This window comes from Streptomyces sp. NPDC048270, from assembly GCF_040652335.1.
In the GTDB taxonomy this organism is placed as follows: Bacteria; Actinomycetota; Actinomycetes; order Streptomycetales; family Streptomycetaceae; genus Streptomyces.
The window spans coordinates 19,031-39,187 of record NZ_JBEZLV010000037.1; the positions used below are offsets into that span (position 1 = coordinate 19,031).

The 20,157-nt window shown below is 71.4% G+C and carries 20 protein-coding genes; 9 read left to right on the forward strand and 11 right to left on the reverse strand.

Annotation, left to right across the window (positions count from 1 at the left end):
- The first annotated feature begins 405 nt into the window (after positions 1 to 405).
- Entirely contained in the window at positions 406 to 732 is a 327-nt protein-coding gene (locus AB0D66_RS27050) for a hypothetical protein (RefSeq protein WP_362308689.1), read from the forward strand.
- A 153-nt stretch (positions 733 to 885) separates the two neighbouring features.
- On the opposite strand, the gene AB0D66_RS27055 is transcribed toward AB0D66_RS27050, so the two are convergent.
- The 3 genes from AB0D66_RS27055 to AB0D66_RS27065 all read right to left on the reverse strand — a co-directional run bounded on the left by AB0D66_RS27055 (position 886) and on the right by AB0D66_RS27065 (position 3,029).
- Positions 886 to 1,692 carry a hypothetical protein gene (locus AB0D66_RS27055; protein ID WP_362308692.1) on the reverse strand — a complete coding sequence of 269 codons (807 nt, stop codon included), beginning with the start codon at positions 1,690 to 1,692 and terminating at the stop codon, positions 886 to 888.
- Positions 1,689 to 2,147 (reverse strand): hypothetical protein, encoded by a 459-nt coding sequence (locus AB0D66_RS27060; RefSeq protein ID WP_362308695.1) that lies wholly within the window; start codon positions 2,145 to 2,147, stop codon positions 1,689 to 1,691. Before AB0D66_RS27060 ends, AB0D66_RS27055 begins: the two co-directional genes overlap by 4 nt.
- Before the next feature lie 87 nt (positions 2,148 to 2,234).
- The gene (locus AB0D66_RS27065; protein ID WP_362308822.1) at positions 2,235 to 3,029 is read right to left on the reverse strand and encodes an SDR family oxidoreductase; all 795 of its coding nucleotides are present in this window, start codon (positions 3,027 to 3,029) and stop codon (positions 2,235 to 2,237) included.
- Between the two features lie 205 nt (positions 3,030 to 3,234).
- Between AB0D66_RS27065 and AB0D66_RS27070 the strand changes: the two genes are divergently transcribed.
- The 4 genes from AB0D66_RS27070 to AB0D66_RS27085 all read left to right on the forward strand — a co-directional run bounded on the left by AB0D66_RS27070 (position 3,235) and on the right by AB0D66_RS27085 (position 8,277).
- Positions 3,235 to 4,176 carry an NAD(P)-dependent oxidoreductase gene (locus AB0D66_RS27070; protein WP_362308698.1) on the forward strand — a complete coding sequence of 314 codons (942 nt, stop codon included), beginning with the start codon at positions 3,235 to 3,237 and terminating at the stop codon, positions 4,174 to 4,176.
- Positions 4,177 to 5,095: 919 nt separating this feature from the next.
- The gene (locus tag AB0D66_RS27075) at positions 5,096 to 6,139 is read left to right on the forward strand and encodes a bifunctional DNA primase/polymerase (RefSeq protein ID WP_362308825.1); all 1,044 of its coding nucleotides are present in this window, start codon (positions 5,096 to 5,098) and stop codon (positions 6,137 to 6,139) included.
- Positions 6,136 to 7,719: a phage/plasmid primase, P4 family gene (locus AB0D66_RS27080; protein ID WP_362308701.1), complete on the forward strand. Its 1,584-nt coding sequence runs from the start codon at positions 6,136 to 6,138 to the stop codon at positions 7,717 to 7,719. The genes AB0D66_RS27075 and AB0D66_RS27080 overlap by 4 nt, the downstream gene beginning before the upstream one ends.
- A 180-nt stretch (positions 7,720 to 7,899) precedes the next feature.
- Positions 7,900 to 8,277, forward strand: a complete 378-nt coding sequence (locus AB0D66_RS27085) for a DUF6009 family protein (protein ID WP_069924491.1) — start codon at positions 7,900 to 7,902, stop codon at positions 8,275 to 8,277.
- A gap of 158 nt (positions 8,278 to 8,435) precedes the next feature.
- Here AB0D66_RS27085 and AB0D66_RS27090 read toward each other — a convergent pair whose 3' ends face one another.
- The 5 genes from AB0D66_RS27090 to AB0D66_RS27110 form a co-directional block, all read right to left on the reverse strand.
- The gene (locus tag AB0D66_RS27090; RefSeq protein ID WP_362308705.1) at positions 8,436 to 8,993 is read right to left on the reverse strand and encodes an XRE family transcriptional regulator; all 558 of its coding nucleotides are present in this window, start codon (positions 8,991 to 8,993) and stop codon (positions 8,436 to 8,438) included.
- A gap of 3 nt (positions 8,994 to 8,996) precedes the next feature.
- Positions 8,997 to 11,339: a helix-turn-helix domain-containing protein gene (locus AB0D66_RS27095; RefSeq protein WP_362308708.1), complete on the reverse strand. Its 2,343-nt coding sequence runs from the start codon at positions 11,337 to 11,339 to the stop codon at positions 8,997 to 8,999.
- A 112-nt stretch (positions 11,340 to 11,451) separates the two neighbouring features.
- Entirely contained in the window at positions 11,452 to 12,369 is a 918-nt protein-coding gene (locus AB0D66_RS27100) for a ParB/RepB/Spo0J family partition protein (protein ID WP_362308711.1), read from the reverse strand.
- Positions 12,366 to 13,625: a ParA family protein gene (locus AB0D66_RS27105; protein WP_362308713.1), complete on the reverse strand. Its 1,260-nt coding sequence runs from the start codon at positions 13,623 to 13,625 to the stop codon at positions 12,366 to 12,368. Before AB0D66_RS27105 ends, AB0D66_RS27100 begins: the two co-directional genes overlap by 4 nt.
- Positions 13,626 to 13,795: 170 nt before the next feature.
- On the reverse strand, positions 13,796 to 14,443 hold the full coding sequence (locus tag AB0D66_RS27110; protein WP_362308716.1) for a ScbR family autoregulator-binding transcription factor: 648 nt from the start codon (positions 14,441 to 14,443) through the stop codon (positions 13,796 to 13,798).
- A gap of 281 nt (positions 14,444 to 14,724) precedes the next feature.
- On the opposite strand from AB0D66_RS27110, the gene AB0D66_RS27115 reads away from it, so the two are divergent.
- Complete coding sequence (locus tag AB0D66_RS27115) at positions 14,725 to 15,897, forward strand: epoxide hydrolase family protein (protein WP_362308719.1); 1,173 nt, start codon at positions 14,725 to 14,727, stop codon at positions 15,895 to 15,897.
- A gap of 7 nt (positions 15,898 to 15,904) precedes the next feature.
- Positions 15,905 to 16,411 carry a DinB family protein gene (locus AB0D66_RS27120; protein WP_362308722.1) on the forward strand — a complete coding sequence of 169 codons (507 nt, stop codon included), beginning with the start codon at positions 15,905 to 15,907 and terminating at the stop codon, positions 16,409 to 16,411.
- Between the two features lie 40 nt (positions 16,412 to 16,451).
- Here AB0D66_RS27120 and AB0D66_RS27125 read toward each other — a convergent pair whose 3' ends face one another.
- The gene (locus AB0D66_RS27125) at positions 16,452 to 17,003 is read right to left on the reverse strand and encodes a flavoprotein (protein ID WP_362308725.1); all 552 of its coding nucleotides are present in this window, start codon (positions 17,001 to 17,003) and stop codon (positions 16,452 to 16,454) included.
- A gap of 169 nt (positions 17,004 to 17,172) precedes the next feature.
- Between AB0D66_RS27125 and AB0D66_RS27130 the strand changes: the two genes are divergently transcribed.
- Both AB0D66_RS27130 and AB0D66_RS27135 read left to right on the forward strand, forming a co-directional pair.
- On the forward strand, positions 17,173 to 18,024 hold the full coding sequence (locus AB0D66_RS27130) for an NAD(P)H-binding protein (protein ID WP_362308728.1): 852 nt from the start codon (positions 17,173 to 17,175) through the stop codon (positions 18,022 to 18,024).
- A 1-nt stretch (position 18,025) separates the two neighbouring features.
- Positions 18,026 to 19,027 (forward strand): AraC family transcriptional regulator, encoded by a 1,002-nt coding sequence (locus tag AB0D66_RS27135; RefSeq protein ID WP_362308731.1) that lies wholly within the window; start codon positions 18,026 to 18,028, stop codon positions 19,025 to 19,027.
- On the opposite strand, the gene AB0D66_RS27140 is transcribed toward AB0D66_RS27135, so the two are convergent.
- Both AB0D66_RS27140 and AB0D66_RS27145 read right to left on the reverse strand, forming a co-directional pair.
- Positions 19,024 to 19,515 (reverse strand): GNAT family N-acetyltransferase, encoded by a 492-nt coding sequence (locus tag AB0D66_RS27140; protein ID WP_362308734.1) that lies wholly within the window; start codon positions 19,513 to 19,515, stop codon positions 19,024 to 19,026. The two genes, AB0D66_RS27135 and AB0D66_RS27140, sit on opposite strands and share 4 nt — an antisense overlap.
- Before the next feature lie 46 nt (positions 19,516 to 19,561).
- Positions 19,562 to 20,137 carry a DUF1772 domain-containing protein gene (locus tag AB0D66_RS27145; RefSeq protein ID WP_362308737.1) on the reverse strand — a complete coding sequence of 192 codons (576 nt, stop codon included), beginning with the start codon at positions 20,135 to 20,137 and terminating at the stop codon, positions 19,562 to 19,564.
- Positions 20,138 to 20,157 lie beyond the last annotated feature (20 nt).

The following is a 20,157-nucleotide window of genomic DNA, read 5'->3' on the forward strand; positions in this document are numbered from 1 at the left end:
GGCTTCGGTGCACTCCTAGTGCGACTGTCAGACCTCCGGAAACTCGGCATCAGCGACCTGTCCGAACGGGCCGGGGTAACCGAATCCGAGCTCCAGGCAGTACTCGACGGCGCCGTACCCCGACCGCCACTGCTCCGACGGCTTGCACCCGCGCTGAATCGGCACACCGCGGACCTCTTCGTCATCGCAGGAATGGCGGTAGCGGACGAGCTGGCCCCCTTCGACAGAAAGGCCAGCAGCCAGATCCCCTCGCTCGCTGGGTACGCCACGGCCCTCCCGCCAGACCGCAGACGACGACTCAGTCAGCTCGCCCAGTCACTGCCCCGCCACAACCAGATACAGCCGACTCCGCCACCGCCTGCGCACAAGCAGTACCAACCAAGCCACGCCGCGCTGCTCGTACACATGCTCGGCAACCGGAACCTGAACTGGACAGCTTCCGCCACAACCCTCTACCACCTCACGGGCCGGCTCCTCGCCGCAGCCACCATCGGAGCAATAGGCCACGGCCGCAAAGAAACAACCCCCGGCCTCCTGGCCGACTTCGCGACCCTGCTCGGCATCCCCACTCGTGACCTGGCCGCCCTGACCGGTATCGAACCGCCGGACCAGACCCCGCCACAGAACCCAGCGGCAGCCGACGCGGCCGAGCTGATCTGGGACATCCGGCACCCGACCTCCGCCCAGGTACAACACATCAGCGCCAAGGCCAAGGCCCTGCAGCAGGACTGACCTCACGCGCTACACGAACGACAGGCAACCTTCACCGGAAAACGACAGCGACCTTCACCAAGAAAACGACATCCCCACGAGCCCACCCAACCCAACTACCAGCAAAAACGCCTCATACACCCGGTGCAAACAACAGACGCCACCCACTGAAAATCACACGACGCCCACCAACCAGAAGACGCCCACCTCGTCGTCGGTCACCACGATGAGGCCCAGGTCCTCGAAGATGTCGAGGCCGTTGAGGTAGGCCGGGGTGTGGAAGCGGTGGGATCGGGTTCCCTGGAGGCCCGCTGTGATGAAGTCCGGGGCCGGGGTGGTGGCGGCGGACGTGGCGTTGGTCCAGTAGCGCGCGGTGGGGCCGTACCGGTCGAGGAGGGTGCGGGCATCTGTCAGCACGGCGTCCAGGTTCGGGCGGGAGCGGACGGGGGCCGGTTCCGCCTGCCATTCCTCGGCCATGATGGCGAGCGCGGCGGCCGCTGCCTGTGGCTCCAGGGGGTAGAGCTGTTGGGGCAGGTCCGAGGGGTCCGGGGGGTCGAAGGGGTAGGCGGGCAGTGTGTGGCGGGCGGCGTTGGTGCGGTCTCCGTCCAGGCGTAGCCAGCCCCTGGGGTCGGGGACCGACCGGTTCATCACGGCGTGGACGTCGTGCGCCCAGTCCTCGTGCCGCCGGGGGCCGGTGGCCACGAAGGTGTAAGGGTCGTCGAGCAACCGCAGGGCCGCCTCGTTCCAGGGGCAGCGGCGGGTGCGGAACTCCGCCAGGAGATCGCCGATCTGACGGGCGAAGGCGTCCTTCGGCTCGCGGGGGACGTGCCGGAGCCGGTCGAGGGTCCAGGGGGCGAGCTCGTCCTCTTCTTGCGCCGCACGGCGGACCGGCGCATGGGGGAGGGGTGGGGGGTGCGTGCCGTCCCACAGTGCTTCCAGGTGTGCGTCGAGCTGGTCCAGGGCGGGGCGGTCGGGGCTCATTCCGCCCGGTCCTGTTGAGGGGTCGGGGGTGTGGGCGGCTTTGTGGGCGGCTTTGTGGCGGGGGGGGGGCGTTGCAGGGCGCGGCGGAGCTTGTCCTTGAGGGTTGCCGGCGGGGGCGCCGCCTGGGTCTCTTCTCGGGTGTGGACGAGGCGGGCGGTGCTCACGCGGATGTGGCACTCGCGGTGCCGCTGCTTCAGGTGGACCAGCCAGGAGCCGTCGGGGGTGAGGAAGGCCTGTCGGGCCGGGATGTCTCCGGGGTTCGCGTAGGCGGCCAGGAAGGACGGCAGGTGGTTCAGGGCGGCGTCCTCGGCCATGGCGAGGGCCTGTTCCTCCGGGCCGTCCACGGGGTGGCCGGCGGCCAGGGTCCAGCGGTGCAGTTTGAAGACGACGCCTTCGGCGCTTCTCGTCGTCCGGGTGTCCTCCTCGACGAGGACGTACCACTGGGCAGTTGTCATGGCCGGAGCCTAGAACGTCGATCGGGGACCTAGGGCAGGAATGCGCGGCGATGCCGCTTACCGGCCCGTGGTTGCGTCCGGGCACCGTCAGAGTTGGGAGCCGCCCGTCGCGTCGAGGCGTTGGCCGGTGATCCACTGGGAATCGGGCGAGGCGAGGAAGGCGACGATGCCGGCGATGTCCACGGGTGCGCCGATGCGCTCGAAGACCGACAGGCGGGCCAGGTCCGCGACTTCCTCCGGGGTGGTGCGGAGTTTGGCGTTCATGTCGGTCGCGACGAAGCCCGGGGCGACCGTGTTCACGGTGATGCCGCGGGGCCCGAGCTCCTTGGCGAGGGCGAGGGTGAGCGTTTCCATCGCGCCCTTGCTCATGGAGTACACGACGGACTTCGGGTAGGCGATGCGGGTGGCGGCGGAGGAGATGTTGATGATCCGCCCGCCGTCGCGCATGCGGGTAAGGCCTTCCTGGATGACGAAGAGGAGCGCCTTGACGTTGACCGAGAAGATCTTGTCGATCAGTTCCGGGGTGACCTCGTGGATCCTCGCCGAGCCGCTGACGCCGGCGTTGTTGACAAGGATGTCGAACCCGGGCTCAAGGCCGCGCCGTGCGAGCTCGGAGTCGAGGGCGGTGTAGAGGGCCTGGGCGTCGCCGGTGGCTCCCAGGAGGGTCTGGAGGGGGAAGGCGTTGCCGCCGGCTGCCCGGATGGCGGTCACGACGTCGTGGGCCGCGGCGGTGTTCTGCCCGTAGTGGACGACCACGAGGGCGCCGTCGGAGGCCAGGCGTTCGGCGATGCCGCGGCCGATGCCGCGGCTGGCACCGGTGACCAGCGCCGTCCGGCCGGCCAGCGGGCCTCCGGCGGTGTGCGCCCCGGACTGCGCCTGCAGGGCGGGGGGCGGCGGTGTGGGGGAGTACGTCAAGGTAAGCGCCGTTCTGGACCGGAGCCTCGTGAGCTCGTGGCCGATTGCCTGACCGATTGTCGACTAAGCCTACGGATCCTCCAGCAGTAAAATCCCGGACGTCCGGTTTTTCGAGATGAGCGGTATACCGATGAACGAGCCGCGCCAGCAGCGTGCAGTGCCACGCCGAGTGGTGATCACCGGCGCAACCGGGTTCATCGGTACGGCCGTGATGGCCGAACTCACCCGGGCCCGGGGTGAGGAGCCGGGCTCCGGCCCGCTGCACCTGCGGGTGGCGGGCCGTCGGGCCTCCCGGGAGGCCCGCTTTGCCGACGAATGGGTCCGGGCGGACCTGTCCGATCCCGGGTCGTTGCGCGAGAGCTGTGAGGGAGCGGACGTCCTGCTCCACCTGGCTTCGGCGATCGGCTCCGACGAGCGGCAGTGCGCCGCCGTCAACACGGAGGGGACCGCGGCGCTGATGGCGCACGCGCGCAGCGCCGGTGTCGGGCGGATCGTTCATCTGTCCACCGCAGCCGTCTACGGACCCGGGCCCCACCGGGGAATCCCGGTGGACGGAGTCGTTCCGGCACCCGTCTCAGCCACCAGCCGGACGCGTCTCGCGGGGGAGGGGCCCGCGTTGGCCGCGGGGGCACTGGTCCTCCGTCCCAGTCTGGTGATCGGGCCCGGCGACCGGTGGGTCGTGCCCGGGCTGGCTCAGCTGCTGGAGGCCACAGGGGCCATGTGGGGCGGTGGGCGGGCGCTGCTGTCCTTGGTGGCGGTCCATGACCTCGCCCGGCTCATCGTCCGCCTCGCGCTCGGCCACGGGCCGGGCGGCGGGAGCGTCTGGCACGCCAGTCATCCTCAGCCGGTGCGCACGGCCGCTCTGGTGGGGGCGCTGGCCAGGCGGGGGATCCTGCCTCCAGTGGGCCAGGACCTCTCCGAGGCCGAGTGCCTGGAGCGGTTGGCGGCCTCGGGCAGCCGGATGAGCCCGCGCCAGTTCTGGATGCTCGCGCAGGACCACTGGTACGACAGCTCGGGGATCTGGGAGGCGGCCGGCTGCCCGCCCGGACCAGGGCCGCTCGACTGCCTGGACGAGGCGGCTCCGTGGTACCGGAAGCGAATGGCCGTCGCCTGAGGTCCGGTGGCCGCTAGGGATGCGGCTCCGGTGATCGGCCGGGGTCGGGTGGATGCCGTCAGGGGCTTACGGATACCGGTGGGGTCGTCCGGGGGCGCGGTGTCGGCAGGTGTCTCTGTGCGCGGTGGGGGTCGCGCGCGGGGTTCTCAGTCCCTGGTCCGTGCAGCGGTCTCCGTCAGCGTTCAGTCCCTGCGTGGTTGTAGGGGGTTCGGCCCCTCCCTCGGGGCTCCCTCCCCGGCTAGGGGCTGAAGGCCGGTTCGGACCCTTCGGTCCCTGCCCCTTCAGTCACTGCATAAACCTGCAGGTCAGCGTGGTGCGGGCAGGGACTCAGGGACTGAAGGGACTCAACTTCGTAGTTATGAGCCACATATGCACATGCAGTCTTCTTATATACGCGCGCATACACGCACACACCTGAGGACTGGAAGTAGTGATTCTGAGTCCCTTCAGTCCCTGAGATTTGGCTTACAAGGCCCTGACCTGCATCTTTGTCCAGGGACTGAATGCGCAGGGACTGAACGAGGGTCTGGAGCTTCAGTACCTGGGGGCAGATGTGGGCATATCGGGTCATCGGTGGGGGGTGGGGACGCGCTCTTGCGGAAGTGGGCGGGAGGGGCAGGAGTGCGACACGCCCGGGAGGGGATGGCGACGGAAGAGAGCAGCCGGGGGGACATGGCGGCGTAGAAGCTCAGGGACCGAGGGACTGAAGGGACTCAAGTCTCGATACAGCGGACGTCGAGCCCGAGTGGCCGGGAGCTCTGCGGTAATCTCCGAGATAGTGAATCTTCAGTCCCTCTGGTCCCTGAGGTGCAGGGTCCGGGACGGGAGGAACCGTCCCTAACCGCGCGTCAAGGAAGAGCCAGTGCCCGTCTATTCCGAGCATCCGCCACGAGGTGTGAGTGGCGGGACGGCACTGGACGTGGCGACGTGGATGGCCGCGCGGGGCTATCCGGTGCACCCGCTGGCCCCGGGGACCAAGACGCCGGCCCCCAACTGTGCCGACTGCCGGGGGAGCCTGCACTCCCCGCAGGACTGCTTGTGCCCCGCCCAGGGCCGGTGGTGCCACGGGTTCCACGCGGCCACCACGGACCTCCGTACGCTGCGGCAGTGGTGGCAGACCGAGCCGGGCTTCGGCATCGGGGTGTCCTGCGGCCCTGCCGGACTCGTGGTCATCGACGTCGACGCCCACACGGCGACCCTGCCCGACCGGCAGCGGCTGCTGCCCGGCATCCCCATCGACGACCGCGTCGACCTGACCGGACTGCAGAGCGGATTCGACACCTTGGCGCTCCTGGCCGCGTACCGTTCCCGGCCCCATCCCTGCGAGGACACCTCGACCCTGCGGGTGCGCACACCGTCCGGGGGCATGCACATCTGGTACCGGGCGCCTCGGGGCGGCCCGGGGTTCCGGTGTTCCAGCGGCTCGAGTTCCAAGGTGGCGCTCGCCTGGCAGGTCGACGTCCGTGCCGTCGGCGGCTACATCGTGGCTCCGACGACGCGCACCGCCGCGGGTGTCTACGAGCCGCTGCCCGGGGCCAGGCTGCCCGCCGCCCTGCCGTTGTGGCTCGCCGCCGAACTCTCCCGTACCGGCCACACGGTGGAAACGGCCCCCGCGGCCCCCACGGCGTCCGTGAGCGGCCCTGAGAGGGCTTCTGAGGGGCGTTCGCGGGGGCGGCGGCCCCGGAGGGGCGGACAGCGCGTCCTCGGCTCCCTGCTGGACGAGGTGCGGGCCTGCGGGGCCAGCCCCGAGGGGACCGCGTTCAGCGAGAAGCTCAACCGGGCCGCCTTCACCGCCGGGGGGCTGGTCGCCGCGGGCCATCTCACCGCCGACGAGTGCCGGGGCCTGCTCCTGGAAGCCGCGGACCACGCACGACCCCACCAGCCGCGCCGGAACGTCCTCATCGTCGAGGCAGGGCTCCGCGCCGGAAGAGACCGACCGATCCACCCCAAGGAACGCCCATGAGCAGCGCCGGAAGCACGGGGTTCAACGCCCAGGCCGCGGCCGAACAGCTCGCCGCGTTCACCACGGAAGCCGCGCCCGGCAGGCGGCTGCCCGCGCAGCAGAAGCAGAGCGGGGCCCCGCCGGCGGGCGGGGGCAGCGACTTCATCTCGTCGGGGCTGCTGCAGAACCTGACCGACCGCGGCAACGCCAAGCTGTTCGCCCACCTCCACCACAACCGGTTCCGGCATGTGGAGGGACTGGGCTGGTACGTGTGGGACGAGTACCGCTGGAAGCGCACGGGCGGGGAGAAGGCCGCGATCTGGGCGGCCGGCGACATGGCGGAGGACCTGCCGGGCCATGACCCGCGCGGGTTCTTCACCGACCGGGAGCTGGCCCACCACCGCAAGCGCGCCATGTCGACCTCGGGGGTGAAGGCCATGCTCACCCAGGCGAAGGCGTCCCCCGAACTCGCGCTGGACCCGGACACCCTGGACGGCGACAAGTACGCGCTGTGCACCCCGGCCGGTGTGGTGGACCTGCGTACGGGCGATCTGCACAAGCCCGACCCGACCCGGGACCTGCACTCCCGCGCCACCCATCTGGCGCCGGAGGCCATGCCGACGCCCCGGTTCCACCTCTTCCTCGACCAGACGTTCGGCGACGACGACAAGGGCAAGGAGATGATCAACTTTCTTCATCTCCTGCTCGGCTACTCCATCACCGGCGATGTCGGCGGGCAGGTCCTGCCCTTCCTCTACGGGGTCGGCGCCAACGGCAAGTCGGCCCTGCTGGACGTGGTCATCAAGATCCTCGGCGACTACGCGGACGTGGCCCCGCCGGGCTTCCTCATGGAGCGCGGCAAGTTCAACGAGCACTCCACCGAGCTGACGGAGCTCCACGGCCGGCGCCTGTTCGTCTGCAGCGAGCTCAAGCCGCACGACAAGTTCGACGAGGCCCGCGTCAAGCTCCTGACGGGTGGTGACCGGCTGAAGGCCCGCCGCATGCGGCAGGACTTCTTCAGCTTCGAGCCGACGCACAAGCTGTGGCTGCTGGGGAACCACCGTCCGGAGGTCGGCACCGGCGGGCACGCCTTCTGGCGGCGGATCAGGCTGATCCCCTTCGAGAAGGTCGTCCCCGACCACCGCAAGATCGACAACCTGGCGGAGGCGCTCGTCCAGGAGGAGGGTCCGGGCATCCTCCACTGGATGATCCAGGGAGCGAAGGCCTATCTCGCCGGCAAGCCGGCTCTGACCGGGCCCAGCGTGGTCCGTACGGCCACCCAGGCGTACGCCACGACCGAGGACCACATCGGGCGGTTCCTCGCCGAATGCTGCACCACGGGGGCGGACCTTCCCGATCCCCGTGACCTCAAGGTCGAGCAGGGGGCCCTGTACCGCGCCTACAGTGCCTGGTGTCTCGACGGCGAGGGCCTGCGTCCTGCGACCACCCGCGCGTTCGCCACCCGGATCCGCGCCGAGGTCGGTGTCGCCTCGCCCAATGAGATGCTCCGTTCGAACGGGCAGAAGTTCTATCCCGGCCTGGCCCTCCTCGCCGACGAAGAGCCGACGCCGCGCGAGGCGAACAGGGCAGGCACGACCTGACTGGCCGACGTGTGCCCCCGCCCCGGGACGGGCACGCCTACGATGGACAAGGACGATGAACAGACCCACCAGCCGGCTGTGGCCCGCAGGGCCCTGTCGCATACCGGAATCGGCGCCGTTCGCGGCGTGGAGGAACCAGGGGCCCGAAAGGGCCGACGTGAACGAGGAAGGACCCAGGCCATGAGCTCGCTACTGACAGCAAGCGATCTCGCCCACGAGGACAAAGTGGTGTGGCTGGAGGATCCCGCAGAGCTCGACTACGTGCGCCAGGCCCTGGACAAGACTCCTCGCCGTCGGGGGAAGCCGCGCTACCACCGCGACGGCCGCATGATCGGCTTCACCGAGCTCGGTGACACCGCGGAGGCGGACCCCGACAGCGGTCTGCAGAAGCGGCGCGTCTTCTACCTCCTGCCGCACGACCGGGACGCCGAGCCGCACGGGCTGTACCGGGAGGGCGCGCCGGGCGAGGCCGTGGACCCGCGGACGATCGAGCCGAGGCAGGTCGGCAGGAAGACCGAGCGGTCGCAGCGCGGGCTGTCCACGCCGACTGTTGCCTGAGTTCGGGCTTTTGGTCCCTCTGGTCCCTTCGGTCCCTGTGGGGGGCTTTTCGGTGGTTGCCGGGGTTCCTCCGGGTTGAGGTGGGCGGGGTGGCCGGAATTGTTCGAAGGTAATGGCGAAGTTCGGTCCCTTGAGTCCCTTCGGACCCTTTCGGTCCCTCAGAAGGCGAAGTCGACGTAGTCGATGTCCGTGAACTCGACCAGGAGGTTCGACGCGCGGGCGCCGTTGTCCTTGAAATAGATCTCCTGGAGGGCCTCGGCCGCGATCTGGCGCAGCCGGGGCTCGGCGGCGCCGGCTTCCTGGGCGGCGAAGAGGCGGGCCGCGTACTCCGGGGGCAGGTGCTGGGTGATGCGGCGCATGCGGCCGTCGTCGGTGGTGCCGGGGGCGGCGGTGAAGCCGAAGCGGGCGCGGGTCTCGATGACCAGCCCGGTGGTGGACGCGGCCCTGGCGCGGGCGCGCTTGCGGACCAGGGGCTGCCAGCGCCTGCGTACCTCGGCCTCCAGGCGGGCGGCGAGTTCGGGCTTGGGCTGCCTGATCTGGTTCTTGACGTACCGCTCGACCGTGCGCTGGGAGATGCCGAGGGCCGAGGCGACCGCTCGCGTGGTCTTCAGCTGCTTCAGCAGGAAGCGCACCTGGGCTCCCGCCGACTTGGGGATCGGGCGGGTGAAGTGCAGGGTGTCGGCCTTGGTCAGGCTGTCGGAGATGTCGTCTGGCATGGGTTACTCGCCGTCTGCCGCTGCGTCGTGGCCCTTGATGTGGCGGGCGGGGTTGAGGTGTTCGTCGAGCATCTGCACGGCCCACAGCAGGCTCTGGGTTCCCTCGTGCTTGACCATGCCGGGGCTGACGCCGATGCGGAAGCCGCCGGGGAGGGGCTTGCCCTCGGGGGTGCGGGGGAGGAAGTCCAGGGGGCTGGGGCCGTCGGAGAGGTAGACGGCGCAGTCCGAGAGGACCGCGATGGGGTGCAGGCCCGCGGTGGTGGCGAGCTTGTTCATCTTGCGGTGCATGTTGACGCGGGCCGTGGCGATGACCGCGGCGCGGATGTCGGGGCGCCAGGTGGGGCGTTCGAGGGCGGGCCAGCGCTCGCCGGGGCGGTAGCCGGCGCCCTGGGGGCGTTCGCGGAGTTTGCCGATGCCGCCCTTGACGGTGGACTTGATCGCCGAGAGGACCGCTGCGGGGACGGGGCTGTGGTGGTCCGCGCGGGCCTCCATCGCCTGGAGGAACGCCTCCTCGGTGAGGGCCGGGGTGATGCCGAGGTCCGCCATCGTCGCCATGTAGGCGTCGCGCAGGCGGGTGTACCAGGCGTCGAGGTACGGGCCGTGGTCGAGGCGGAGCCAGGCCTCGGCGGGGTGGACCTCGTGGCCGAGCTCCTGCGCGTAGGCGAGGGTCGGGGTGGCGTACCAGGCGGGGCCGGTCGGGGGCTTGCCGTGGGGGGTGAAGGGGCTGGGCAGCCGGGGGTCGAGGCGGAGGGAGGAGAGGTCGGCGAGCCAGCAGCCGGGGGTCTTCGGGTCGAAGCGGGGGCTCGTACGGTGCGTTGCGGGGCCGAGGCCGACGGTGAGGCGGTTCGCGGCGGCGGCGAAGGCCATGTTCACGTCGATGCCGACGGCGTGGGTGCGGGCGCACTCGGCGTCGGTGAGGAGCTCCGGGTCGCGGATCCAGTCGTACGCCTCCTCGTCGAGGACCTGGTCCGGGGTGCGCTGGTGGGAGCGCGGGTAGAGGGCGGCGACCACCGGGTGCTCGTCGGGGGCCTCCGGGGGAGCGGGGTCGACGGGGTGGGTGAGGGAGCCGGCGACGGGGGCCGATTCCCAGGTGTTGGTCGCGGGGTTGCGGGCGGCGCGGGTGGGGGGACGCAGCGCCGTCATGAGCTCCAGGCCGGTGACGGCGGTGGAGCCGCGGGGGGTCAGGACGCGGGTGGCGTAGGTGGTGAGGAGCGCGGCGAGTTCGGGGGCAGGGAGGTCGGCGGTGTCCTCGCCCCAGGCGCGCGGGTCGAGGGCGCCCCAGGGGAGGACGGCGAGCTGGACGCACTGGCGGCCGGTGGTGGGGGTGGCCGGCCGGTAGATGCGCGCCCAGGGGCCGAAGCCGCGGCGGGTGAGCTGCCACTTGGCCTTGGTGAGCTGCTTGATGACGGGGTGGTTGTCGGGCAGGCGGAGTCCGCGGCGGTCCTCTAGGGCGAGGGGCAGGCCGAGCTGTTCCACGGCGGGGGCCGTGAGGACGAGGAGGGGGTCGCCGTCCCGGCCGTTGCGGTGGAGTCGGGGGGAGCGGAGGTCCGCGGTGGGGCCGAGGGCCCAGGTGATGAGGGCGGGGAGGTCCTTGGCGGGGTGGTCGAGGATGAGGCCGCCGGTGGTGTGGGCTTGGCCGGTGCCGTCGAGGACGGCCAGGGGGCCGTGGCCTCCCGGGGGGGTGGGGGGCTTGGCGGCCTTGGCCGGGGCCGGGGCCGGTGCCTTGGCCGGGGCTGGTGCCGGTACCGGGGCTGGGGCTGGGTGGGGGGCGGGGGCCTGCGGCGCTGTTCCCCTACCCGCCCCTTCCCGAAACTGGGGCTCCGCCCCAGACCCCGGGGGGGAGGGCTGGCCCTCCGGGCCGGGGGTGGGGGCTGGGGGCTGCGCCCCGGCGCCCGTGGGGGCGGGGGAGGGGGGCTCGGCTTCAGTGCTCGGGGCCGGGGGGGCTTCACCGTTAACGGCGTTAACGCCGTTAACGCCGTTAAGGGCGGGGGAGGGCTGCGGGGGTGTCCCGGTGTTAACGGCGTTAACGCCGTTAATGGGGGTGGGGGAGTGCGGGTGTGTTTCGCCGTTGACGGCGTTAACGGCGTCAACGGGGTGGAGGGTGGAGAGGCCCTCCAGGAGGCGGGCGTAGGCCGCGCGCTTCGGGGGGCGGGGGGCGGTGCGGCCCGTTTCCCAGGAGGTGACCGTTTCGCGGCGGACGAGGAGGGCCTTGGCGATCTGGTCCTGGCTCAGGCCCGCGGCCTCGCGGAGGCGTTTGCGTTCGTCCGGGTGCGGGAGCGGGTCCTGGGCGGCTTCCTCGAGCAGTGCGTCGACCGCTGCGAAGAGGCTCTCTTGTTCGTTCGGCATGGGTACCTCCGGAGGGCAGCCTATGCGAATCGCACCGCTGAACGCACATGAAACACACGTGGGGGCGTTAACGGCGTTAATGCCGTCAGCGCCCCCGGCGTGGGTGGTGCCCTCAGATGCGCTGCATGAGGAGTTCCGTGACGGCCTTGAGGTCGTCCGGGGTGAGGTGTGCCGTGAGGGCGTCCGCGATCGTCTCCGGGGAGATCGTGGAGATCGTGATGCGGGGGGTGGGGGCGGGGGTGGGGGGAGTGGAGGGGGTGGGTGGGGAGTTAACGGCGTTAACGCCGTTAACGGGGTGGGGGGTGCGCTGGCGGGGGGGATTGACCGTGTTGATCGTCTGTTCCGCGGCGGCCTCCTGGGCCTCCTGGGGGAGGCGGCCGATGCGGCGGGCCGGTTCGACCTTGAGCTCGCCCGTCTCCACCTTCTCCTGGAGGGTGGGGGTGAGGTTCAGGAGGGTCAGGCGCTGGGAGACCCAGGCCGCCGTCTTGCCGAGGCGCTTGGCGACCTGGGCCTGGGAGCCGTGGACGTCGACGAGTTCCTGGAGGGCGCGGGCCTGGTCCATCGGCGCCACGTCCACCCGGTGGACGTTGGCGATCAGGGCCGACTCGAGGATGTCCGCCGCTGACGCGGACAGGGCGTCGTTCACGTGGATGTGCAGGGTCTTGAGGCCGGCCAGCTGGGCCGCGGCCAGGCGGCGGTTGCCGTCGATCACGACGTACGGGGCGCGACCCAGGCCGTCGGTGGCGCCCGGATGGGCCTCCATGAAGGCCATGCGGGTGGCGACGGCGAGGGGCTGGAGCTGGCCGCGGGCGATGAGGGACTGGGCCAGCTCGTCGATCTCCGTGAGGTCCTCGCGGAGGTTGAAGGGGTTGTGGGCGAGGGCCTCGATGGGCACCTCGGACGGGGGGACCACGCCGGAGGTGGGTGCGCCGGTGGCCTCCGCGATCGCCGCGCGGCGGGAGCTGACGCCGACCGGCTGGGCCCGGGCGAAGGATGCCGAGACTCCGAGTTTGTCGGCCTTGCTGCTCATGAGATCTCCCGGGCGAGGGCGCGCAGGGCGACCGCTTGGTCGCCCTTGGGGGCGTAGACGAAGAGGGGCTGCTTCACGCGGACGGCTTCGCGCTGTTCCTTGAGGTCCGGGACGATGGCGACGACCCGCGGATCCTTTATGTCCATCCAGGCCTGGAGCGAGGAGGTCGCGATGTAGCCGCGGCGGCCGTCGTAGAGGTTGACGACGAGGCCGAGGTAGTCGATGTCGAGGCTGAGGTCGTCGCGCAGATCGTTGATCTGGGAGGTGAGGAGGTCGTAGGCGTCCGCCGAGGAGTCCTCCGCCTGTACGACGATCAGCGCGCCGGAGGCGCCCGGCTGTTCGGCGTCGCGGCGGCGCCCGTAGTAGATGGCGGCGTCCATGCTCAGGCCGAGGCTCGGGGGGCAGTCGACGAGGATGACGTCGTAGTCGGACTCGACGGGGGCCAGGGCCCGTTCGAGGGCGGCCTCGCGGGCGCGGACGGTGGAGAGGCGGACGTCGAGGAGGAAGGCGTCCGTGCAGGCGGGGAGGATGTGCAGCCGGTCGCCGAAGCGCTCGTCCGCGATGGGGACGATCAGGTCGGCCAGGGGGCCCTTGGCCTCGCCGGCCATGTGGCAGGTGAGGCTGTCGCCGCCGATGGGGAGCGGCTGCTGGCCGAGCTGCTTGGTGAGGTGGCCCTGGGGGTCGAAGTCGATGAGCAGCACGCGCATGCCCAGGCCCGGGAGGTCTTCCAGGTCCAGGGGGGTGGTGGGCGCCGGGTCCGGCTGCTGTTCCTCGTCCGCGGTGAGGCGGGCGAGTTGGCGGGCGATGCGCACCGGGTGCAGGGTCGAGGGGTCCTCGGCGAGGGCCTCGGCCGTGCCGGCGGTGATGGCGGTCTTGCCGACCCCGCCCTTCTGGTTGCACACGATGATGCGGCGTACGACGGAGGGCCGCTTGACCGTGGGGGCCGGGTTCAGCTCCAGCCAGAGGCTGACGGCCTGGGCGAGTCCCTGGATGAGGGAGACGCCGCGGTGCTTGGAGTCGGTGCGGAAGGACTCCCACTGGCCTGCGGGGAGCCAGGTGGAGAACGATTCGGCGCCGGAGGTGTCGACGGGGGAGGGGGCGGAGGCGAGCGCGCTCCAGTGGCTGATCCCCTGGTGGACGGCGTCCTGGATGTCCACCCGCAGTTGGGCGGTGCGGATTTTCAACTCCTGGCGCAGCCACGGGGGAAGTTTGGAGACGACCTTCTCTCGGTCGCTCTGAGACGAGGGCGAAGTCATGGGAGGGACTTTACTAACGTTCAGGGGTGCGCGTGAGCGCCACGCTTGGGTTTTGCTAACGAAATGGCGCGCTTCTGGTTCCGGATGCGCGACAGGGCGGCCTCGCACACGCCGTAGCGAGCACCCCCGTGGTTCACCACGGCGTGTGCGAGGCCGCCCTGGAGTCGCCGTCAGGCGGGCAGAGCGAGTTCGGCCCGGCACTCGGGCGAGCCCGCCGGATCGAACTGGGGGATCCTGTCCGCAGGGACGATCCCGGGCAGCGCCAGGTTCCACAGATCGAGGACGCGGTCGTGGAGGTCTTCGCGGCCGCTGCGGACGTGCGAGGCGACCTGGATGCCGGTGAACGCGCCGACCAGGAAGGTGGAGACGACGCGCACATTCAGCGAGGGCAGGACGTCGCCGCGTTCCTGGGCCGGTGTCAGGCAGCTGACACAGGTGTCGATCCAGGTGTCGTACGGGGCGGGGTCGGGGCGGGTGAAGGAGCCGAACTCGACGACCAGCCGGATGCCGGCCCGGATGCGGACGTTGGTGCGCAGCCCGAACGCCATCTGGTGGGTCAGGTCGATGACCGTCTGGAGCCCGGGGTTCTCGATGGCGGGGACGTCCTGGGAGACCCGGAACTGCTCGTCCATCAGGGTGCGGGCGAGGGCTTCCTTGGACTGGAAGTGGAAGTACAGGGCGCCTTTGGTGACCCCGGCGTGCCGGACGACGTCGCTGAGGCTGGTGCCGTCGAAGCCGGCGCGGTCGAAGGCGATGGCCGCGCCGTGCAGGATCGCCTGCCGGGTGATCTCCGCCCGTTCCTGCCTGGCCCGTGCCACGTGTGCGTCTCCTGAGGGTTGTGCGGGATCGGCCCCCGTGGGGGCCAATGTAGGCAGGGCGGCGTTAAAAATACCAGTCGACAGGTTTTTTTGCGGGCGCGGACCGTTAACGGCGTTAACGGTCCGCAGGCGCGCCCCCGCTGTCCGCCCCGCCGTTAACGGCGTTAACGGCGTTAACGGCGTTAACGGTCCGGGGCGGTCGACGGGGGTTAACGGCGTTAACGGTCCGGAGCGTTAACGGCGTTAACGGGGTGGGGAGGGCGCGGCCTAGCATCAGGGGCATGAGCGATCTTGGGGAAGGGCTGCGGGAGTTTCGCCTCGATGTGCCGCAGGGGGAGCTGGACGACCTCGGCGAGCGGCTGGGGCGGGTGCGGTGGCCCGACGAGTTGCCCGGGGTCGGGTGGGCGTACGGCTACCCGCTCGGCGAGCTGCGCGAGCTCGTGGAGTACTGGCGCGTGGAGTACGACTGGCGGGCGGCCGAGGCGCGGCTGAACCGGTGGCCGCAGTTCACCACCGTCATCGACGGGGCCCGGGTGCACTTCGCGCATCTGCGGTCGCCCGAGCCGGGGGCCAGGCCCTTGCTGATGACCCACGGTTGGCCGGGGTCGTTCGTCGAGTTCCAGCGGGTCGCCGGTCCGCTGACCGATCCGCGGGCGCACGGCGGGGATCCCGCCGATGCCTTCCACCTCGTGCTGCCGAGCATCCCCGGCTTCGGGCTGTCCGGGCCGACGACCGAGCCGGGCTGGGAGTTCAAGCGGGTCGCGCGGGCCTTCGGGGTGCTGATGGAGCGGCTCGGGTACGAGGCGTACGGGGTGCAGGGCGGCGACTGGGGAGCCGCGATCTCGCGGGAGCTGGGGCGGATCCGGCCGCGGAACGTGGTCGGGGTGCATCTGAACCTGCTGCCGGGGGGCGGGGCGACCGAGGCGCCGGGCGCGGCGGAGCTGGCCGCGCTGAGTCCGGCCGAGCGGGAGCGGGCCCTCGCGTCGTGGGAGCGGTACCGGGTCTGGGCGCGGGAGCGGCAGGGGTACGCCGACATCCAGGCGACCCGGCCGCAGACCCTCGCGTACGGGCTGAACGATTCGCCGGTCGGGCTGCTCGCCTGGATCGGCGAGAAGTTCGCCGAGTGGAGCGATCCCCGCTGCCCGGTCGACCGGGACCAGATGCTGACCAACGTGGCGCTGTACTGGCTGACCGGGACCGCCGGCTCCGCCGCCCGGATCTACTACGAGCGGGCGCACGCCGACTACTTCGGGCAGCCGCCCGAGGTGTCGCGGACTCCGACCGCGCTGGCCGACTTCCCCCGGGACAACTTCATCCCGCTGCGCCACATCGCCGCGCGGACCGACAACATCGTGCGCTGGACCTCGTACGACCGGGGCGGGCACTTCCCCGCCATGGAGGTTCCGGAGCTGCTCGTGGGGGACGTGCGCGCCTTCTTCCGGCAGATGCCATGATCGCCCCATGATCGACGAACAGAGGACCCGGCCGGTACTGGACGGCGACGAGCGGGCCACCTTGACCAGCGTCCTGCAGTGGCAGCGGGACACCTTGATGATGAAGTGCGCGGGCCTCACCGCCGAGCAGTTGCGGCGCAAGGCGGTGGCCCCGTCCGGGCTGAGCCTGCTGGGGCTGGTGCGGCATCTGGCGGAGGTGGAGCGGGGCTGGTTCCGCAACGTCCTGGCCGGGGAGGACGTGGGCGGCTACTTCCCGAAGACCGAGGCGGGGGAGTGGACGGAGTTCCACGTCGAGGACGCGGATCCGGCGGAGTCGCTCCGGATCTGGGCGGAGTCCTGTGAGCGGTCGCGGAAGATCGTGGAGGCCGCCGAATCCCTGGACGTGACGGGGCACTTCGGCGACCAGGCGTACTCGCTCCACTACATCCTGACCCACATGATCGAGGAGTACGCCCGGCACAACGGGCATGCGGACCTGCTGCGCGAGGCGATCGACGGGGTGACGGGGGAGTAGGTCCCGGGGCGACAGGCCTGCGGGCGCCCGGGCTCCGCTGTCAGGACTGGGGCGCGGCGGCGGCGCGGGTCACGGCGTCCAGGGCGAGCTGCCACGGGAAGTGGGGCGGGGCGTCGGGGCCGGCCGGGCCGGGGGTGAAGCCGGTCTCGCCGTAGAGGAGTTCGACTCCGGCGGTGCGCAGGACGGCCAGGGACTGGTCGAACTGGGGGTGTGCGGCGAGGGCGGCGTTCGTGCAGGGCATGGCGACGACGGGGGTGCCCTTGCCGATGGCCTCGGCGGCGACGCCGACGGCGAAGCGGTCGGTGAGGCCGAGGGCCCAGGAGTTGACCGAGTTGAAGGTGACGGGGGCGAAGAGCAGGGCGTCGGCCGCGGGCCATACGTCGTCCTCCCCGGGCATCTTGTACTGCCAGCGCACCGGGTGGCCGGTCAGGGCGGCCAGTCCGTCGAGGCTCCCGGCCACCCAGTGCGCCGCGGTGGGGGTGAGCCCCAGGCAGACGTCCCAGCCGCGGGCCTGGGCGTCCTCGATCACATGGGCTACGTCGAAGACGGGCGGGGCCGCGGAGCAGAGCAGGTAGAGAGTCTTCGTGGTCATGCCACCATATGATCATATTGCTTGACCTCAACCAACCTTGAGGTCCACGACCGGTGGTGGCGGAGCAGGAGCAGCCGGGGCCGCTGTCCGGGCTGCGGTGAGACGCTCGCGTATGGAGTTGAGCTTTTCGCCTATGTTCCGTCTCGGGTGGCTGGACTTGACTGTGCTCATGACGCAGACGACGAACAACCCCACGCAGGGCTCCGCACAGCACACCACCCTCGTCATCGGGGGCACCGGCAAGACCGGGCGGCGCGTCGCCGAGAAGCTCGGCGCCCAGGGGCGGCCGGTCCGGATCGGATCCCGGAGCGGGGCCCCGGCCTTCGACTGGAACGAGCCCGCCGGCTGGCCGGCCGTGCTCGAGGGCGTGGACCGGGTGTACGTGACCTACTACCCGGACCTCGGGTTCCCGGGCGCCGCCGAGCAGGTCGGCGCGTTCGCCGAGGCGGCGGTGGCCGCCGGGGCGCGCCGTCTGGTGCTGCTCTCCGGGCGCGGGGAGGAGGCCGCGCAGCGTGCCGAGGAGGCCCTGAAGGCCTCCGGCGCCGACTGGACCGTCGTACGGGCCAGCTGGTTCAACCAGAACTTCGACGAGAGCTTCTTCCTGGAGCCCGTACTCGCCGGTGAGATCGCGCTGCCGACCGCGGACGCCGTCGAGCCCTTCGTCGACGCCGACGACATCGCCGACGTGGTCGTGGCCGCCCTGGGCGACGACCGGCACATCGGCAGGACGTACGAGCTGTCGGGCCCGCGCCTGCTCGGCTTCTCCGACGTCGCCGCCGAGCTGTCGAAGGTGACCGGGCGGGAGATCGCCTACGTGCCGGTCTCCGACGAGGACTACCGGGCGGTGCTGCGCGAGAACGGCCTGCCGGAGGAGTTCGCCGACCTGTTCACCCTGATCCTGGACGGGCGCAACGCGCACCTGGCCGACGGGGTGCGGGAGGTGCTGGGGCGCGAGCCCCGGGACTTCGCCGACTTCGCCCGGGAGGCGGCCGCGACCGGGGTCTGGGACGTACGGTCCTGATATGGACACGCTGACCGGCCTCCTCGAAGGTCCGAGCGCCCGCGGCGCCTTCCTGCAGAAGTCCGTCCTCAACCCGCCGTGGGCGATGCGCATCGAGGACCAGGCCCCGCTGTCGGTGGTGACGATGGTGCGCGGCTCGGCGTGGCTGCTGCCCGACGCGGGGGAGCGGGTGCGGATCAGCCCCGGGGACGTGGCGCTCGTCCGGGGGCCCGCGCCGTACACGGTGGCCGACGCCCCGGGCACCCCGGTGCAGATCCTGGTGGGGCCGGACCAGCGGTGCAGTACGCGGGCGGGCGAGGACGTCAGCGAATCGATGCTGCTGGGCGTGCGGACCTGGGGCGAGGGGCCCCCGGACGAGGGCTCGGCGGTGATGCTGAGCGGCACCTACCAGGCGCCGAGCGAGATCGGGCGCCGGCTGCTGGGCGCGCTGCCCACGATCGTGGTCCGTCCGGCGGGGGCCGCGGACTCCACGCTGATCGCCCTGCTCGCCTCGGAGATCTCCCGGGACGAGCCGGGGCAGGAGATCGTCCTGGACCGGCTGCTCGACCTGCTGCTGATCGGTGTGCTGCGGGCCTGGCTCGCGGCCCCGGGATCGGGCGCCCCGTCCTGGTACCGGGCGCAGGGCGATCCGGTGGTCGGCCCGGCGCTGCGGCTGCTGCACGAGAACCCGGCGCACGGGTGGACGGTGGAGGAGCTCGCCCTCCGGACCGGGGTCTCCCGGGCTTCGCTGGCGCGGCGGTTCACCGACGTGGTGGGCGAGCCGCCGGTCGCCTATCTGACCGGCTGGCGCCTCGCGCTCGCGGCGGACCTGCTGCGCGAACCGGACGCCACCGTCGCGACGGTGGCCCGCCGGGTCGGGTACGGCAGCGCGTTCGCGCTGTCGGCGGCCTTCAAGCGGGTACGGGGCGTCAGCCCGCAGGAGTTCCGGTCGGGGGCGGCGGCCACGACGGCGGCCGCCGCGTGCGGGCTGCCGCGCACCGTGGTGCTCACCGAGACCGCTTAGGCGGACGGGCCCCCGGACAGGAGGAGTTCGCCGACGCGCTGTTCGCCGCTGAGCTCGCCGGTGGGGCGGAAGCCCAGGCCCAGGTAGAAGGGCTCGGGGGTGTTCTGGCCCGTGTCCCACGTGACGTAGGCGCGGGCCGCGCCGCGGCGGCGGAGCTCCTCGACGACCGCGGAGACCGCGAAGCTGCCGTAGCCCTTGCCCTGGTGGGCGGGGGAGATGTTCAGGCGCCAGATGCCGGAGCGCCGGTCGGCGGGGTCGGCGGCCGGATTCCACTGGATGTCGAGGAAGGCCATGACGAAGCCGACCACCTCATCGCCGTCTACGACGGCACGCGGCCAGGCGACGTCCCCGTGCACGTAGGCCTCGGCCAGGGACTTGACCACCGGGGAGACGAGGTGCGCCTGATCGGGGCGCACCTGCACCGCGCACACCGCGTCGATGTTCGCGGCGGTCACGGGCTCCAGGCGGCAGGTTGAAATGCTGATCATGGGTTCAGCGTAAGACTTCTCCCGAGCCTGGAGGCACCGGGACGGGCTAGCTGCTCTGCCCGTGCAGGACCAGCGCCCAGGCGAGCAGGCCGAACGCCGCCGTGGACAGCACCGTCCGCCACACGTTGGCCCGTACCCACGGCTGTTCGAAGGCCTGGCGGACGGCGGACGGGTCGGCCATCCGGTCGACCGGGCCGGCCTGTTCCAGGGCGTTGTTCAGCGGGATGTTCACCCGGGCCGTGATGCCCATCGCCAGGACGCAGCAGACGAACGCGCCGATCACGGCGGGCAGTACCGCGCGGCCGCCGGCCGGGAGGCAGAGGGCGAGGGCCAGCCCGGTGAAGACGAGGGAGCCGACGTAGCCGAGCAGGAACCAGCCGTTGAGGATCGCCACGTTGATGCGCTGCATCACCTCGACGACCGTCCGGTCGTCGGTGCGCCGCAGGCCCGGCATCACGGACACCGAGAACCCGTAGAACAGGCCGCTGACGAGGCCCATCGTGATCGTCGCGGCGATCAAGGACGCGAACCGTGCCGTTTCCACGTCGGTCTCCCCCACAGTCGTCGAAGCACCCGCCCGGCTCGCGCCGGAGCGCTCGTCGAGCAGTCGTCGAACGGTCAAGTCCCGCCGATCATAGGGGC

Excerpts from the sequence above, each read along its gene's own strand:
- AB0D66_RS27060 (WP_362308695.1), bottom strand. The coding sequence starts at position 2,147 with ATGACAACTGCCCAGTGGTACGTCCTCGTCGAGGAGGACACCCGGACG.
- AB0D66_RS27130 (WP_362308728.1), top strand. The coding sequence starts at position 17,173 with ATGACGCAGACGACGAACAACCCCACGCAGGGCTCCGCACAGCACACC.
- AB0D66_RS27085 (WP_069924491.1), top strand. The coding sequence starts at position 7,900 with ATGAGCTCGCTACTGACAGCAAGCGATCTCGCCCACGAGGACAAAGTG.
- AB0D66_RS27120 (WP_362308722.1), top strand. The coding sequence starts at position 15,905 with ATGATCGACGAACAGAGGACCCGGCCGGTACTGGACGGCGACGAGCGG.
- AB0D66_RS27105 (WP_362308713.1), bottom strand. The coding sequence starts at position 13,625 with ATGACTTCGCCCTCGTCTCAGAGCGACCGAGAGAAGGTCGTCTCCAAA.
- AB0D66_RS27125 (WP_362308725.1), bottom strand. The coding sequence starts at position 17,003 with ATGACCACGAAGACTCTCTACCTGCTCTGCTCCGCGGCCCCGCCCGTC.
- AB0D66_RS27080 (WP_362308701.1), top strand. The coding sequence starts at position 6,136 with ATGAGCAGCGCCGGAAGCACGGGGTTCAACGCCCAGGCCGCGGCCGAA.
- AB0D66_RS27090 (WP_362308705.1), bottom strand. The coding sequence starts at position 8,993 with ATGCCAGACGACATCTCCGACAGCCTGACCAAGGCCGACACCCTGCAC.
- AB0D66_RS27095 (WP_362308708.1), bottom strand. The coding sequence starts at position 11,339 with ATGCCGAACGAACAAGAGAGCCTCTTCGCAGCGGTCGACGCACTGCTC.
- AB0D66_RS27050 (WP_362308689.1), top strand. The coding sequence starts at position 406 with ATGCTCGGCAACCGGAACCTGAACTGGACAGCTTCCGCCACAACCCTC.
- AB0D66_RS27140 (WP_362308734.1), bottom strand. The coding sequence starts at position 19,515 with ATGATCAGCATTTCAACCTGCCGCCTGGAGCCCGTGACCGCCGCGAAC.
- AB0D66_RS27115 (WP_362308719.1), top strand. The coding sequence starts at position 14,725 with ATGAGCGATCTTGGGGAAGGGCTGCGGGAGTTTCGCCTCGATGTGCCG.
- AB0D66_RS27055 (WP_362308692.1), bottom strand. The coding sequence starts at position 1,692 with ATGAGCCCCGACCGCCCCGCCCTGGACCAGCTCGACGCACACCTGGAA.
- AB0D66_RS27135 (WP_362308731.1), top strand. The coding sequence starts at position 18,026 with ATGGACACGCTGACCGGCCTCCTCGAAGGTCCGAGCGCCCGCGGCGCC.
- AB0D66_RS27100 (WP_362308711.1), bottom strand. The coding sequence starts at position 12,369 with ATGAGCAGCAAGGCCGACAAACTCGGAGTCTCGGCATCCTTCGCCCGG.